This window comes from Bradyrhizobium australafricanum (genome assembly GCF_020329495.1).
Taxonomy (GTDB): Bacteria; Pseudomonadota; Alphaproteobacteria; order Rhizobiales; family Xanthobacteraceae; genus Bradyrhizobium; species Bradyrhizobium australafricanum.
In genome coordinates this window covers 143,452-158,953 of record NZ_JAGKJL010000003.1, presented here as the reverse complement: position 1 = coordinate 158,953, position 15,502 = coordinate 143,452, and the positions used below count along the sequence as shown (strand labels likewise).

Sequence of the window (15,502 nt, the reverse complement as noted above, 5' to 3'; positions counted from 1 at the left end):
TGTGCGCCGGGTGTTGGCGCTCAGTGAGGGCGATAAGACTGGTGGGCATCCAAGGATTGGGATGTGCCATTCAGCTGCATGTCCTGTGCAACCGCCTTCAGCGCTCGGCTGCCCAGGGTTGTGAATGAAGGTGGATACGCCCGCTATCTACGCGAAGTACAGCGCCGAATGTGGCATTAGCTGCTAGTTCATTCCTGACATACCCCGAGTCTGACAGCGCAACCTCGGTCATCCAAATTACAATTTGAAGCGAGTCGACATGTCGTTTACCGCGAACGTACTTCGGATTTTGATCGCATCGCCATCCGATCTACCCGAAGAGCGCGAGGCCGCCGTCACAACAGTTTACAAGTGGAACGCCCAACACGCTGAAGCCGAGTCGGCCGTTCTATTGCCTGTTGCGTGGGAGACCCATGCAACGCCGCGCACAGGTGTTCGACCGCAACAAGCGATCAATGAACAACTCGTGGATACGTCCGATATCTTGATTGGCATGTTTTGGACCAAGTTAGGGACGTCCACTGGAGTTGCCTCGTCTGGAACAGTTGAAGAAATCGAGAGGTTCGTTTCCGCGGGCAAACCAGCATTACTGTACTTCTCGAAGCGCCCCATTGACCCTGGGAAAGTTGATCCCAAGCAGAACCGAAAGCTGAAAGCTTTTAGAGACGCGACTTATTCGACCGCTTTAGGCGGCACGTTCGATTCAATCGAGTCGCTACAAGAGACGATAACACGCGATCTTCTCTCTCAAGTCCGATCGCTCAATCTAAAGAATGCACGAGGCACCGGAATATCAACGGTGGCCGCAAATAGCGCCTCCCCTGGAGAGCCAGTCGTCGAAGATGAACAACCTAACTCGATACCGAATGAAACTTGGAATCGCGAGGCTTACGAAAGCGCAGCCTTCCTTGCGATCTATAAAAAACGCGAACCTCAGTTTAACGTCATAGACGTAGCTTATCGAAAGCTTGGCGAATTTGGCGAAAGCGATAATGCTGCCACTTGGCATGCTTTCATCGAGTGGGCGCGGATTAAGTTTGGAAAAAGTGGTCAGCTACAGAAACTAAAAAAACTGGCTGAAGACTATCCTGCAAGCGATCGAATTCTTTCGCTTCTCGGAAGTGCGTACGAGCAGTTTGGCCAGCATAATTACGCAGCGGATACATACCTGTGCGCGATGGAAAGCGCGAAATCACAAGAGACGAAGGCTTCGCACGCCGCAAAAGCAATTGACCAACTCCAGAGCGCAAAAAATCAAACAAAGCTCGCTGAAACTCTCACGAAACTCAGAGCGCTGGTCGTTGAAACGCCTGGACTCGAACCAATCTTGACGAAGGCCGTTCAAAGCATTGTTGAGGCTGAGAAGGATAACCCATTCACCATCGCCTTACTTGAACGTAACATTGAGTTGATGCCGGACGACTACGAAGCTCGCTTTCAACTAGCTTTCAAACAAAGCGAAGCGGGCAACGACGCTATAGCACTTCATCACTACTACAAGATACCTCCGAACGAACGCGGCTCTGAGACTTGGAACAATCTCGGCGCAGTCTCAGATCAGCTCGCGATGCCGGCAAAGGCGGTGACAGCTTACAATCGCGCGGTTGAAATGAATGAGACCCTTGCCATGAGCAACTTGGGCTTCAAGTTCAAGAATGCGGGTTTTTTGGACTTGGCGCGGGAGCAGTGCAACAAGGCACTGAAGTATTCCAAACCTCATGCGAATGTAGGGCTGCTTGTATCGGCTTTAGCGGCTGTCGAGGACAACGAGAATTTGCTTCGTGACGCTGCATTGGACGGCGTCGCAAGGCCGATTTCAATTTTGCAAAGAGCCGGACGCGCCGCGACGCGAGAGACACCAAAAACGCTTGCTGAGAAGTGGCAGGGACCGGATTGCGAATTCAAACTCACGCTAAGGGATGATAGAATTACCTTGAAAGGCGTGTATGAGCGCGAAGCGGGGGGCCTGCTCGCGAATCTATTTGTTCCCCCAGCGGCAGGATTGGTTGGAGGACCTGCCCGCGTCACGCACAAAAACAAGTACACCATCATATATTCCGGCAAAATTAGAGGGCTTGCCGTGATCGGTGAAGTCAAGCGCGAACAAGAAGGCGCATCGACGTTGGCCAATGCGGCCGCAGAGTCTAACATAATTATGATCATTAGTGACGACGGAGGGGAAATATCGGTCTTCGAAAAAGCCACGTCAAAAGATCCGACCATGCACGCGCTTAGACGATGCGAGTGAAGCAGTTCGGTGTCATCAGTGATAGCGACATTCGTGACGGGGACGGGTTTCGGCCTGTTGCTGCACGATCGGTCGAAATTTCCAGCGTTGATTTATCCCGTGGGGTAGTCGAGACTAACCATGGCTAAATCCGCGTGCCGCACAATCCGCTCATGATCGCAATTGCGACCAGTCCGCCGGCTACGAGGCCGGCTGCCCAGATCCGGTTGGCGAGCGTGGCGGCGACGCCATGCGCGATCAGGATGCCGCGCAATCCCGATGTCAGGTGGGCGAGGACGAAGAAGACGCCGAGCGCGTAGTGCGGCACCAGGCGAATGCTCCAGGCGTCGTGGAGCAGGCCGGTCGGTGCGCCGGACGCCCAGGCCCAATTGGTGTCGATGTGGTGCACGGCGCGCGCCGAGACCAACGCGGAATTCAGATGGGTGACGATGAACGCCGCGAGGTAGACGCCGGAGCCGATCTGAAATACGCGGTAGGCATCCGCCGGCGCCGAGCTCCAGCGCCAGGCGAGCCGCATTCCGACGGCGACCTGGAACAGCATCAAGGCGACGAGGATGGGTTCGATGAGCGACGATCGATAGACCGTGCGACCCGCCTTCATCACGGCACCATGAACTTCGGGTCCGAGCCAACCCAGCAGATGATTGGTGAGGTGAAACGCGATGTAGAGCAGAATGATCGCGGCGGCGACGCCATGCGTGACGCGCCATCTGGTGATGGATGCAGCGATCGCGGCTGATTCTGGCGCACGTTCCGCCTGCTCGCTGCCGAACAGGACATAGAGGCAAGCGGCCAACCAGCCCGCGACCCACACGAGCTCGTCGCTGACGGGGATGTGCAGCAAGCCGAGACCGACGCCGGTCAGTACGAACAAGGGCGGCGCAGCGATGCTGAGATAGGCGAGGCGGCGGGCGCGCAGCTCGAACGACGAAGGCTCGGCCTTGGTCATCCAGTACGCGCAGGCAAGACCCAGCAAGGGCGCGGCGGTCGCGGCCAACAGGCAAAGCGCCGCCAGGACCAGTCGCCCAAACGACATCGGACCAGCAGCGGGAGAGACCGCGAGATGAAATGCATCGAGCAGGAACGGATAGGCCATCGCTCCAGCCGCCGGGATCATCGAACGCAGCTTTTCGGCGGCCGTATTCGCCAAGCCATCGTCGCCCGACCGTACGCGACCTTGTTCGAATGCACTCACAGAGCTCTCCAGGGTTCGGGCATCGTGCAAGAGAGGGCCAGACCGACGAATCTATTCCCGAGTCATCGTCGAAGGCGCGGCACACAGGCTGGTGCTGTGGATGCTGGTGTGTACGAGCGCGGCATTGCGCCGAGACCCTATCTCAAGGCTCAAAAACTACAGCGATACGGGGCCACCGATAGGACCAAGTTCCAACAATCCGACTGGACCACGCCAACCCGTCGGCAACTGCTGTGCTGACAGCGTGATGCATCTCACAAAATGGGCTCGACATGGCTGGTCTCCCCCACCAACGGGCGAGGCATGCGTGATTTCGGAATATTGGAAATGTATCCCTGATTTGCCCGACGGGTCAAGTTGCCTTGTCGAGCGCCGGCATCCGCCGGCTCCTTTGCATGGGGTTGTTTTCGATATTTTGGTGGCAGCCGCAGCCACCGGCCGCGATGGTGCCACTCTTGAAGGCGCATAGGCGTTCAACGTCGTCCGGCCGCGTCGGACCAGCACAAGGTGGCCCAGAAAGCGAAAGCGCCCCTGGACCGGGTCCAGGGGCGCTTTGCGTTGAGAGTGCGTTCGCTGGGTTACTCGGCGACCGTCTGCACGACGTTGCCGATCGGCCGGCCCGTTGCGATCGGCTTCTCGGTCTTCGCCATCATCGCGTCGTATTCCGGCAGCGTCTCGAGCTGGGTCTTGGCCTTCATCCAGACCACCTTGTAGCCGCCGGCCTTGAGCTTGCGGAGCAGCGTCGGCAGCGCCTGCGCGGTGTGCTTCTGCAGGTCGTGCATCAGGATGATGCCCTTGTGCTCCTTGTCGAGCTTGGTCATCACGTTGTTGATCACCTCGTCCGCGCTCTTGGACTTGAAGTCGTTGGAGTCGACGTCGACCGAGAACATCGCGATGTTGCGGGTGCCGAGATAGGCGGTTGTCGCCGGGGTGTGCGCCAGCGCCGGGAAGCGGAAGAACGGTGCCGGGTTGGCGCCCAGCGCCAGCTTGACCGCGCTAAAACCCTTCTCGATCTCGTCCTTGGCCTGCTGCTCGGTCAGCTTCTTGCTGGCGAGATGCGCATGCGACCAGGTATGGGCGCCGATGGTGTGGCCGGCGGCGGCGACCTGGCGCAGGATGTCCGGGTGATAGGTAGTGTGCAGGCCGATCGGGAAGAACACCGCCTTGGTGCATTCATCGGCCAGCGCCTTGAGCACGGCCGGCGTGGTCGGCCACGGACCGTCGTCGAAGGTCAGCACGACCTCCTTGTCGGTCAGGAAGTCATACTGCTTGTACTGCAGGAAGCCGAAGCCCGGGCCGCCATTGGTGTCGACCACGACGGTGCGGCTGATGCCGAGCGCATCGGGATTGGCGCATTTGGGCGCGGCCGCGACGGGGACCGGCATCGGCGCCGGGGCAGGAGTGGCGGCCGGTGCCGCGGCCTGGGTGGCATCGGCGCGCTTCGACAGCGCGGCGGTCGTCTCGACATCGTCCCTGGCGGCCTGTTTTGCCGCCGCAGGCAGCGGATCGGCCTTGGCCGCAGCCGTGGTTTGCGGAGGAGCCGCGTCGGCACGCGGCGAGGAGGTCCAGAACCACACGCCGGCGATCACGATCGCCGTTACAACACTGGCCAGCATCAGGCCCAACGCACTACGCATCGCTACACACTCTCTCGGAACTTAAGGATACGCCACAGCCGTAACGAGCGATTAATGCCAACAAGGTCTTAACGCGATCCCAACAAGGCGCCGGAAGGACAAGAAAAAGCGGGCGTTACCATGCGTGATGACCGTCACAGTCGGTTTCAAGCTTCTTCGCGGCACGGAAACGCTATAGAACCGGCGTCGCATTCCCTGGAGCCGTTTCCGCTGCGATGAAATCGGAACGGGGCCCCGGATTTCCTATTTGACGCGTTTTCTTCACGCGACCCGGCACCCCTTCGCGCGAAAACGCTTGAGAGGCTTTGAGAGATGACCCGATTTCTGTTTGCCGTCGTGCCGCTGGTTTTGTTGACGTCGGCCGCCTCGGCGCAGCAGCAGGGGCGCGATGCCTGCTCACGCGATGCCTCGCGATTCTGCCGCGCTCATCTCGGCGAGGGCGATCAGGTCGTGCTGGCGTGCCTGAAGGAGCATCGCAGCCGCCTCAGCAAGGCCTGCCAGCAGACGCTCGCCGATCACGGGCAGTAGACCCATCAGCTGTCATTCCGGGGCATTGCGGAGCGATGAACCTCAGATGCGCAACTGCGCATCGGGGATTCTCGAGCTAATAATCTCCAGATTCCGGGTTCGCGCTATTCGCGCGCCCCGGAATGACAATGGAGAGACTACGTACTACTCCCCGCTGCGGTCGCGACCACCGGGATCACCTCCTTGGCGGCGCGGTCGGGGGTCTCGTCCTTCCAGCGCACCGATCCGAACGGACGCTCCAGCATCCGGCGCACGCGGATCGGCTCGGCGCCGATGTGGAAGTCGGCCGCCTTCTGATGCAGTTCGCGCTCGATCTGGGTGGCGCGGTTGCGCTGGCGCAGGAAATCGAGCCAGGTCGGGCAATGATAGCGCTCGGTCCACAATTCGGGATCGGCGATGTCGCGCGCGATCGACCAGCCATAGGCGCCGTTGCGCTGGCGGCTGAGCTGCACGTCCTGCATCACATTGTGGAAGGCGCGGGCATTGTCTTGCGCCACCCGGTATTCGATCTCGACCACCAGCGGCCCGCTGCGCCCGCTCAGTTGCAGCCGCACCTCGGGATCGGCCAGCGCATCCGTCGCGTCCTCGTTGCGCGCGCCGATCGGCGGCATCCTGAGCCAGATGCCGAGCAGCGGCGACAGCAGCATCAGACCAGCGGAGATCAACAGCGCCATCTCGACGCCGCCGACGTCCGTGATGCGGCCCCAGCACCAGCTGCCGATCGCGATACCGCCGGCGATCGCGGCCTGGAAGGCCGCCAGCGAGCGGCCCGCGACCCAGCGCGGCGCGGAGAGCTGCACACCGATATTGAACAGCGCGATCGCCAGCATCCACACCGCTCCGGCAACCACCAGCGCGGCGGCAGTGATCACCGGCTGCTTGCTCACGGCAACCGCGGCGATCGCCGCGCCCATCGTCAAAGCGCAGACCCGTATGGCGGCTTCGCCGCTGAGTCGGCTGCGGATCTCGCTGATGTTGAGTGCGCCGATCACCGCGCCCATGCCGAAGGCGCCGAGCATGATGCCATAGGTCTGTGCGCCGCCATGCAGGAGGTCGCGCGCCACCAGCGGCATCAGCGCCGAGACCGAGCCGCCGATGATGCCGGTCACCATGGTGCGGGTCAGCACGATCTTGATCGACGGCGAATTGGTGATGTAGCGCACGCCGGAGACGATGGCGCGGTTCAGCCGCTCGCGCGGCAGCCGCGACGGCTCGCTGACGCGATTCCACAGGAACAGCACGACGAGCAGCGGCAGATACAGCACGGCATTGGCGGCGAAGGCGGCCACGGCCCCCGCGGACGCCACCACGATGCCGCCGATCGCCGGACCGAAGCTGCGCGCGATGTTGTAGCTGATGCCGTTCAGGGCGACCGCGGCGGGCAGCGTCTCCGGCGGCACCTGTTCGCTGACCGAGGACTGCCAGGCCGGGCCGAACAGCGCCATGCCGCTGCCGACCACGAAGCACAGCGCGAGCAGGATGTTCGGCGTTACCAGATTGAGCCAGGCCAGCACGGTCAGGATGGTGGCGCCGGTCAGCGCGATCGCCAGCGACACCAGCGCGACGATGCGGCGGTCGTGCATGTCGGCGATGGCCCCGGCCGGCATCGAGATCAGCATTACCGGCAGCATCAAGGCGGTCTGCACCAGCGCGACCTTGTCGGCTTCCGCGGTCATCTGCGTCATCGCCCAGGCGGCGCCGACGCCCTGGATCAGGATGCCTAGATTGGAGAGCAGGCTCGCGAGCCAGATTCGCCTGAAGATTGAATGCCGCAACGGTGCAGTGATACTGTCGGAGCGATCACGCGGTTCGGTCATATCCAGTTCCGGTTGGCCTGCTATGGTTTGTTGGACGATTCCGGCTGCACCAACTGATGCCCGCGAAACGCGTGTCCTGTCCAGCGATTACGGCATTCTTGGCGGAGATTAGGGCACAGCTAAAGCACTGAAAGAGCTGAGGAAGGCCAAGGAAAGTCGGGGGAAGGGGCCAATGGCGCTGTCGCGGCGGAGAATATTGCAAGGGGCCGGCGTCCTGCCCCTGCTGGCCGGCCGCCTCGGCGCCCCGGCCTTGGCTCAATCGGCATTGGCTCAGTCGGCCTCGGCGCAGCCCGCGCCCGCCGGTGATACCCCGCCGATCCTGTTCGTGCACGGCAATGGCGATCACGCCCCGCTCTGGATGACGACGTGCTGGCGGATGGAATCGAACGGCGTGCCGCGCGAGCGCATGGCGGCGATCAATTTCACCGATCCGCTGGCGCGCAGTGATGACAAGATCGAGCAGGCGAGCCGCTCCTCGACCGAGGACCAGCGCCGCCAGCTCGCCGAGGCGATCAGGGAGCTGAAGCGGAAGACCGGCGCGCCGCGGGTCGCGCTGGTCGGCAGTTCGCGCGGCGGCAACGCGATCCGCAATTACATCAAGAATGGTGGCGGCGGCGACGTCAGCCACGCGGTGCTGTGCGGCACGCCCAATCACGGTGTGTATGCGTGGGACGACGGGCTCGGCAACGAATTCAACGGGCGTGGTCCGTTCCTGCGCGGACTGAACGATGGCGACAGCGAAGTGACTGTTGGCACCCTGTTCCTGACGCTGCGCAGCGACGGCCTCGACAAATATGCGCAAGCCGACGGCCGCTTCGTCGGCAAGCCGGGCACGCCGACCAACGTCACGACGGAAGGCCCGGCGCTGAAAGGCGCGACCAATCTGGTGCTTGGCGCGGTCGATCATCGCGAGACCGCCTTTCATCCGCGCGCCTTTCGCGAGATCTACAAATTCATCGCAAGGCACGAGCCGTCGCGGATCGAGATCGTGCCGGAGACGGCGGTGAGGCTGAGCGGCCTCGTCACGGGCACGCCCGGCGGCGTGCCGACCAACCGGCCGGTGCCGGGGGCCACGGTCGACATCTATCATGTCGCGGCGGAGACCGGCGAGCGCATCGGCGGCCCGCTGCACAGCTCGCAGACCGGCGCCGACGGTCGCTGGGGTCCGGCGCAGGTCGACCCGTCGTGGCCGCTCGAATTCGTGCTGACGTCACCTGGTACGGCGACGACGCACATCTATCGCTCGCCGTTTCCGCGCTCGTCCGAGATCGTGCATCTGCGCGCGGCGCGGCCGCCGGGGCCGGCCGATGCCGGCGCAGGCGCGGTCGTGCTGATGTCGCGGCCGCGCGGCTATTTCGGCCTGCCGCGCGATATCGTGCTGTTCGACGGCAAGGAGCCGGCCGATGTAAAGCCGGGCGTGCCGACCGATTCGGTGACGACGTTGCGGCTCGCCGCGGACGACGTCGGCCGTCCGGTCGCCGCGATCTTCAACGGGGAGCGCATTATGATGCGGGCCTGGCCGGCATCGGAGAATCGCATTGCGGTCGCCGAGCTGACTTATTAGGTCTGGTGCAGGGTCCGCGCGCCTTCATGGCGCCGGGATCGCATGGCCGGATCGGCCGTCGCGTGAGGCAGGGAAGCGAGGACCATGAGCATAGCCGAGGTCTACGATATCACGGTCACGCGGCGGCCCCTGGTCCCGCCAGCCCCGCCGCGCGCGCCGGACGACATGGGCGCGTTCCAGCGCATGCGGGTGATGCGCAACTCGCCGATCGAGACCTGGGGCCAGCGCGCCTATGAGGACGACATTGTCCAGGGCCGTTTTCTCCGCCACTCGAGCTTCATCCTCAACACGCCGGATGCGATCCGCCATGTGCTGGTCGACAATTACGAGAATTACACCCGCACGCCGGCCGGCCTTCGCGTGCTGCGTCCGATGCTCGGCGAGGGTCTATTGATCGCCGAAGGGCGTGCATGGAAACACCAGCGCCGCACGCTGGCGCCGGCGTTCACGCCGCGCGCGGTGACGACGCTGGTGCCTTACATGATTGCGGCGGTCGACGAGACCATCGCCAAGCTGAACTCCGCCAGCGGCGGCCCGGTCGATCTGCGCGAGGCGATGCAGCGTATGACGCTGGAGATCGCCGGCCGCACCATGTTCTCGTTCGGCATGGATCGCCACGGCGCCGCGCTGCGCGACTTCGTGATGGAGTATGGCGATACGCTGGCGCGGCCGCACATGCTCGATCTGGTGCTGCCGTTGAATTGGCCGACGCCGCAGGATTTCCGCCGCGCCCGCTTCCGCAAGCGCTGGACCGCGTTCGTCGGCATGCTGATGGCCGAGCGACGTGCGGCCGGCAAGGATGACAACGCGCCGGCCCGCGACCTGTTCGACCTGATGGGCGCCGCGCGCGATCCTGAAACCGGCGAGGCCTTCACCGATGCCCAACTCGGCGACCAGGTCGCCACCATGATCCTGGCCGGTCACGAGACGACTGCGACCGCGCTGTTCTGGGCGCTCTATCTGCTGGCGCTCGATCCCCTGACCCAGGAACAGCTGGCGGCAGAAGTCAGGAGCGCGGCGACGTCTGGCGCGCTGGACATCGAGCGGCTGAAATTCACCCGCGCGGTGATCGACGAAACCATGCGGCTTTATCCGCCGGCGTTCCTGATCGCGCGTGCGGCAGGCGGTCCCGATACCATCGCGGGCCGTCCGGTCAGGAAGGGTGACGTAATCCTGATCGCACCGTGGCTGTTGCACCGGCATGAGAAGCTGTGGCGCGATCCGAACGCGTTCGTGCCGTCGCGTTTCATGACGGGAACGCCGCCCGATCGGTTCGCCTATCTGCCGTTCGGGGTCGGCGCGCGGGTCTGCATCGGGGCGCATTTTGCGTTGGTCGAGGCGACGCTCGCGCTTGCGAAGATCATCGGCGCGTTCCGCGTCGCGCTGGCGGACAAGGATCCGGTGCTGCCGATCGGCGTGGTGACGACACAGCCGAACCGCTCGCCGGTGTTTACGATCAAGCCGCGCTGATCTTGCGCAGCGGTGTCCCAATGCTCATCTAGGGGCTCACCATGAGCGATACGCAGGCCCATTTCGCAGTCCTCAGGCAGACGACCGATCCGGCCGTCGTCGATGCCATGCAGCAGCTGATCGCGGACGGTCATGATAGGGATCTCAATCGCATCAATCTGCTGGATTTCTCGAACCGCACCGGGCTCGACCAGGAGAAGGTGATTTCCGGCTTCCTGCATGCGTCGCGGCTTGGCCTGTTCGACATGAGCTGGAATGTGCTGTGCCCGGGCTGCGGCGGCGTGCTCGACGCGCATTCGACGCTGAAGTCGTTGCGCCATGACGACTACAACTGCGCGCTGTGCGCGGCCGGTTACGAGGCGTCCGTCGACGATCTGGTCGAGGTCGCCTTCACCGTCAGCCCGCGCGTGCGCCGCATCGGTGCGCATGATCCGAATACGCTGCCGATCTGGGAATATGTCCGCCAGATGTTCTGGAGCTCGGGCATCGAGCTCAACGAAGACTCGCTGGAGCGCCTGCTCAAGGAGGTGACGCTGGAATCGCTGGAGTTGCCGGCCGGCGAAAAGGCGCTGCTGTCGCTGCAATTGCCGAAGCAGTTCCTTATCGTGTTCGAGCCGGTGACGCACTCGGCGCATTTCTTCGACGTGCAGGGCGAGCCGACCACTGAGCGCCAGCAATTCTCGATCGTGTTCAACAAGCTGCAGGCGCCGACCGGCACCACGGTGCTGCGACCGGGGCCGCTCCGGCTGTCGCTGGACAACCAAACCGACACCCGCGTGCTGCCCGCTGTTTGGGTAGCGGCCGATGCGCTGCATGAGCTGCTCGGCAAGCGCAAGCCGATCCTCACCGCGAAGCGGATGCTGTCGAACCAGACCTTCCGCGATGTGTTCAAGGCCGACAACCTCACGGTCGACCAGCGGCTGAAGATCACCGCGCTCACCTTCCTGTTCACCGACCTCAAGGGCTCGACTGCGCTCTATGAACGGGTCGGAGATCTCGCCGCGTTCGATCTGGTGCGCGCGCATTTCCACGCGCTGCTCGAGATCATCGCTTCCGAGCACGGCGCCGTCGTGAAGACGATCGGCGATGCCGTGATGGCGACCTTCATCCGGCCAGAGCATGCATTGTCGGCGGGCCTGCGCATGCGGGCGGCGATGAAGCAGCTCAACACCGCGCGCGGCAAGGAAGATCTGATCGTCAAGATCGGCATCCATGAGGGGCCGTGTCTCGCGGTGACGCTGAACGAGCGGCAGGATTATTTCGGCCAGACCGTGAATATCGCAGCCAGGGTGCAGAGCCTGTCGACCTCGCAGGAAATCCATTTGACCCAGCCGGTGATGGAATCGGCCGAGGTCGCGGGCATCCTCGATCGCGCCGCGATCAAGCCGATCCAGAAGGAAGCGGCGCTGCGTGGCATTGCCGACAAGCTCGTGGTGTACGAGATACCGTAGTCATATTGCTGAAACGTAATGCTTGCCGAAACGTAATGTCGCAGCGGGAACCTGCGCGGATTGCACCGGTTCTGTTTCCACGCCATATAGATTTCAACGGAGCGGGATCCGGAAAAACTTGATAGCCGGATAGATCGCGCTCAAATCAGGCAGACTTCATTCCACAGAGAGAACGATGCTCGACGGACTTCGCCAATTCATTGCCGATATCGTTTCCCCCGACGCCCAGGCCGACCGCACCTTCGATGACGGCGACTATCGCCTGGCGGCAACCGCGCTGCTGGTGCATGTCGTCTCGCTGGACGGCGAGCCGACGCCGGCCGAGACGCGCAAGCTGCACGGCCTGATCGAGAGCCGTTTCCAGCTCGACCGCGGCGCGGCCGACAAGCTGATCGCCTCTGCCATGCGCGTCGAGGGCGAGGCCGTGGATCTCTATCACTTTACCAGTGTGATCATGCGCTCGGTGAACGAGGAGGGACGCCTGCGCATCGTCGAGATGATGTGGGAGCTGGTCTATGCCGACGGTCAGGTCAGCGAGTTCGAGGACAATGTGGTCTGGCGCGCCGCCGATCTGCTCGGCATTTCCTCGCGCGACCGCATCGATCTCAAGCATCGGGTTGCCGAGAAGCAGGCGGCGCTGCCAAAGGGCCCATGGGGCACGGCGGACGCCGCAATCTGACGCGATTGCCCGCGCCGGCGGACGCATCGTCACCGGTATCAGGGATGACGAAATTTTAATGTCCGCCGCGATTGTGGGCGATCCGACTGAAAATCTGGCGTTTCATCACAAAACCAGTGCCTCGCCGCTGTCCACAAGCTTACACACGGCTTGCGTCCCACCGCATGCCTATGCTCTCGTCGGCTTGTTGGGGACCTCACTAGAATTTGCAGTAAGAGTTTGAAACGTGACCGAGCGTGTGACGCTGATAACCGGGGCATCGGCGGGCATAGGCACCGAACTGGCGCGCGTGTTTGCATCGAATGGTCACCGTGTGGCGCTGGTGGCGCGGCGCGCCGACCGCCTGAAGGCGCTCGCCGACGAGCTCGGGGCCAAGGGCCGCGCAGCGCCGATTGTGATCCCCTGTGATCTCCAGCACGCCGATGCGGGTGACCGGATCGCGCAGGCCCTGACCGACGCCGGGGTCGAGGTCGAATTTCTCGTCAACAATGCCGGCTTCGGCCTGTTCGGCCGCGCCATCGAGCGCGACCGCGCCGAGCAGCTCAACATCATCAATGTCAATATCCGCGCGCTGACCGATCTGACGCTGCGCTTTGCCGACCAGTTGATCCGCAACCGCGGCGGCATCCTCAATCTCGGCTCGATCGCCGGATTTCTGCCGGGCCCCGGCATGGCCGTGTACTACGCCAGCAAGGCCTATGTGCTGTCGTTTACCGAGGCGTTGCGCTGTGAGCTGGCGCCGCAGGGCGTGCGTGTCACCGTGTGTTGCCCGGGCCCGGTACCATCGGAGTTTCAGGATCGCGCCGGGTTTGCCCCCGGATTCGATTCCGCCATCCTCAACGTTACGCCGGAAGAGGTGGCCCGCCAGGCCTATCGCGGACTGATGGCCAACAAGCGGGCGGTGCTGCCCGGCGCCTTCATCAAGCTGGTGCCGTTCCTGCTCCGGCTGTTTCCGCGCTCCTTCATCCTGACGGCGGTCGGCGGATTTCAGCTCCGCAAGCGCTAGCTTTCCCTGAAAAGCCACTCGTCGCCGTTAAGGCTGTTTTCTGGCCCGCGATTTGCTTCGCCTGGGTGTGCACAAACTCACACGATGTTAACGACCACTTAGCTATGATCGCGCCTTACGTGCCGAAACTTTAAGCAGAGGCAATGTCGTTCCGGACTGACCAGAGCCGTGTCGTGGTGCCCTTTGCCAGCCGAAGGCCGGCCGCGGTCACGGCTGAGATCTCGGACCAGACCCCGCTGCGGCCGGTGCTGATCGTGCTGCATCAGGAGACATCGACTCCCGGCCGGATCGGCAACGCCCTGCGCACGCTGGGTTACCGCCTCGACATCCGCCGCCCGCGCTTCGGCGACGCGCTGCCCGAAACGCTCGATGCGCATGCCGGCGCGGTGATCTTCGGCGGTCCGATGAGCGCCAATGATGGCGACGACTACGTGCGGCGCGAGATCGACTGGATCGCCGTTCCGCTGCGCGAGCAGCGTCCGTTTCTGGGCATCTGCCTCGGCGCGCAGATGCTGGCGCGGCAGCTCGGCGCCGAGGTCGCGCCGCATCCGCAAGGCCGTGTCGAGGTCGGCTATTATCCGGTCAGGCCGACCGAGGCGGGCCGCGCGCTCTGCCCGGACTGGCCGGCGCGGGTCTATCACTGGCACGGCGAGGGATTTCAATTGCCCGCCGGCGCCGACCTGCTCGCGGCGGGCGATGATTTCCCGGTGCAGGCGTTCCAGTTCGGCAACGCTTTCGGCCTGCAATTCCATCCCGACGTGACCTACGCGATGATGCATCGCTGGACCACGCGCGGTTGCGCACGGATGGATTCGCCGGGCGCACAACCGGGTCATCTGCACTTCGCCGAGCGTGCTGTGCACGATGCCGCCGAGCGCGCGTGGCTGAAGCATTTCATCGACGGCTGGATCGCGCGCGTGCCGCAGCGGCAGCTGCTGCAGGCCGCGGAATAGCCGCCACGCGGAATTTCGCGCCGGCTTTTCATTCTGGTGAATGTGCTACTGTCGGCCGCCGCGCGCGGGCCGCATCGCCGCGCGTATCAATAACAACAAGGCACAGGGAGATCGCCGTGAGCTACGAGCACACCCTCTATGAGGTCAGCGACAGGATCGCGACCATCACGCTCAACCGCCCCGATCGCATGAATGCGTGGACCGCGATCATGGAGCGCGACGTGCGCCACGCGATGGAGGCGGCGGCCAACGACGACAACGTTCGCGTCATCGTGCTGACCGGTGCGGGCCGCGGCTTCTGCGCCGGCGCCGACATGGACGCGCTGAAGGGGATTGATCCCAACGAGGTCAGGCGCGGCGAGAACATCCCGTTCGACATGAACCGCCGCGCCGACTGGCAGACGCGCTACGCCTACTACCCCGCGATCAGGAAGCCGATCATCGCGATGCTCAACGGCGCCACCGCCGGCATCGGCCTGGTCCACGCGCTCTATTGCGATTTGCGCTTCGCCGCCGACACCGCGGTGTTCACCACCGCCTTCGCGCGGCGCGGCCTGATCGCCGAACACGGCATCAGCTGGATGCTGCCGCGTATCGTCGGCCACGCCAATGCGCTCGATCTGTTGATGTCGGCGCGGCGGGTGTCGGCCGAGGAGGCGCTGCGCATCGGCCTCGTCAACCGGCTCTCTTCGCCGGAGAAGCTGCGCGAGGAGACCTATGCCTATGCCCGCGACCTCGCCGATTTCGTCTCGCCGAGCGCGATCGCTGTGATCAAGCGCCAGATCTACGACGTGCCGTTCCAGACGCTCGCCGAAGCCACCATCGATGCCAACCGCGAGATGCAGATCGCGCTGAAGGGCAATGATTTCAGGGAAGGCGTCGCGAGCTTTGTGGAGAAGCGGCCGCCAAGGTTTACGGGGACGTGAGGGGGGATTGGGGTTAAAGTCCGTCTTC

At 63.4% G+C, this 15,502-nt stretch carries 12 protein-coding genes; 9 read left to right on the top strand and 3 right to left on the bottom strand.

The window, feature by feature from the left end; all coding sequences use genetic code 11:
• Positions 1 to 259: 259 nt before the first annotated feature.
• On the top strand, positions 260 to 2,248 hold the full coding sequence (locus tag J6525_RS04240) for a DUF4062 domain-containing protein (protein WP_225642297.1): 1,989 nt from the start codon (positions 260 to 262) through the stop codon (positions 2,246 to 2,248).
• 124 nt (positions 2,249 to 2,372) lie between these two features.
• Here J6525_RS04240 and J6525_RS04235 read toward each other — a convergent pair whose 3' ends face one another.
• Both J6525_RS04235 and J6525_RS04230 read right to left on the bottom strand, forming a co-directional pair.
• Positions 2,373 to 3,398 carry a hypothetical protein gene (locus tag J6525_RS04235; RefSeq protein ID WP_225642295.1) on the bottom strand — a complete coding sequence of 342 codons (1,026 nt, stop codon included), beginning with the start codon at positions 3,396 to 3,398 and terminating at the stop codon, positions 2,373 to 2,375.
• A gap of 623 nt (positions 3,399 to 4,021) precedes the next feature.
• A complete protein-coding gene (locus tag J6525_RS04230; RefSeq protein ID WP_225642293.1) occupies positions 4,022 to 5,080 on the bottom strand; it encodes a polysaccharide deacetylase family protein in 1,059 nt (352 codons plus the stop codon).
• Between the two features lie 312 nt (positions 5,081 to 5,392).
• Here J6525_RS04230 and J6525_RS04225 point away from each other — a divergent pair, with 312 nt between their 5' ends.
• The gene (locus J6525_RS04225; RefSeq protein WP_168858072.1) at positions 5,393 to 5,608 is read left to right on the top strand and encodes a cysteine rich repeat-containing protein; all 216 of its coding nucleotides are present in this window, start codon (positions 5,393 to 5,395) and stop codon (positions 5,606 to 5,608) included.
• Between the two features lie 137 nt (positions 5,609 to 5,745).
• On the opposite strand, the gene J6525_RS04220 is transcribed toward J6525_RS04225, so the two are convergent.
• Complete coding sequence (locus J6525_RS04220) at positions 5,746 to 7,425, bottom strand: MFS transporter (RefSeq protein ID WP_092087790.1); 1,680 nt, start codon at positions 7,423 to 7,425, stop codon at positions 5,746 to 5,748.
• Between the two features lie 172 nt (positions 7,426 to 7,597).
• On the opposite strand from J6525_RS04220, the gene J6525_RS04215 reads away from it, so the two are divergent.
• The 7 genes from J6525_RS04215 (at position 7,598) to J6525_RS04185 (ending at position 15,474) form a co-directional block, all read left to right on the top strand.
• Entirely contained in the window at positions 7,598 to 8,989 is a 1,392-nt protein-coding gene (locus J6525_RS04215; RefSeq protein ID WP_225642291.1) for a hydrolase, read from the top strand.
• A gap of 84 nt (positions 8,990 to 9,073) precedes the next feature.
• Positions 9,074 to 10,459: a cytochrome P450 gene (locus J6525_RS04210; RefSeq protein WP_225642289.1), complete on the top strand. Its 1,386-nt coding sequence runs from the start codon at positions 9,074 to 9,076 to the stop codon at positions 10,457 to 10,459.
• 41 nt (positions 10,460 to 10,500) lie between these two features.
• Positions 10,501 to 11,910, top strand: coding sequence for an adenylate/guanylate cyclase domain-containing protein (locus J6525_RS04205; protein WP_225642287.1), 1,410 nt, complete (start codon positions 10,501 to 10,503; stop codon positions 11,908 to 11,910).
• A gap of 175 nt (positions 11,911 to 12,085) precedes the next feature.
• Complete coding sequence (locus J6525_RS04200; RefSeq protein ID WP_016847256.1) at positions 12,086 to 12,589, top strand: tellurite resistance TerB family protein; 504 nt, start codon at positions 12,086 to 12,088, stop codon at positions 12,587 to 12,589.
• Positions 12,590 to 12,815: 226 nt separating this feature from the next.
• The gene (locus J6525_RS04195) at positions 12,816 to 13,595 is read left to right on the top strand and encodes an SDR family NAD(P)-dependent oxidoreductase (protein WP_225642285.1); all 780 of its coding nucleotides are present in this window, start codon (positions 12,816 to 12,818) and stop codon (positions 13,593 to 13,595) included.
• 143 nt (positions 13,596 to 13,738) lie between these two features.
• The gene (locus J6525_RS04190) at positions 13,739 to 14,548 is read left to right on the top strand and encodes a glutamine amidotransferase (protein WP_225642283.1); all 810 of its coding nucleotides are present in this window, start codon (positions 13,739 to 13,741) and stop codon (positions 14,546 to 14,548) included.
• A gap of 116 nt (positions 14,549 to 14,664) precedes the next feature.
• A complete protein-coding gene (locus J6525_RS04185) occupies positions 14,665 to 15,474 on the top strand; it encodes an enoyl-CoA hydratase (RefSeq protein ID WP_225642281.1) in 810 nt (269 codons plus the stop codon).
• Positions 15,475 to 15,502: the final 28 nt, after the last annotated feature.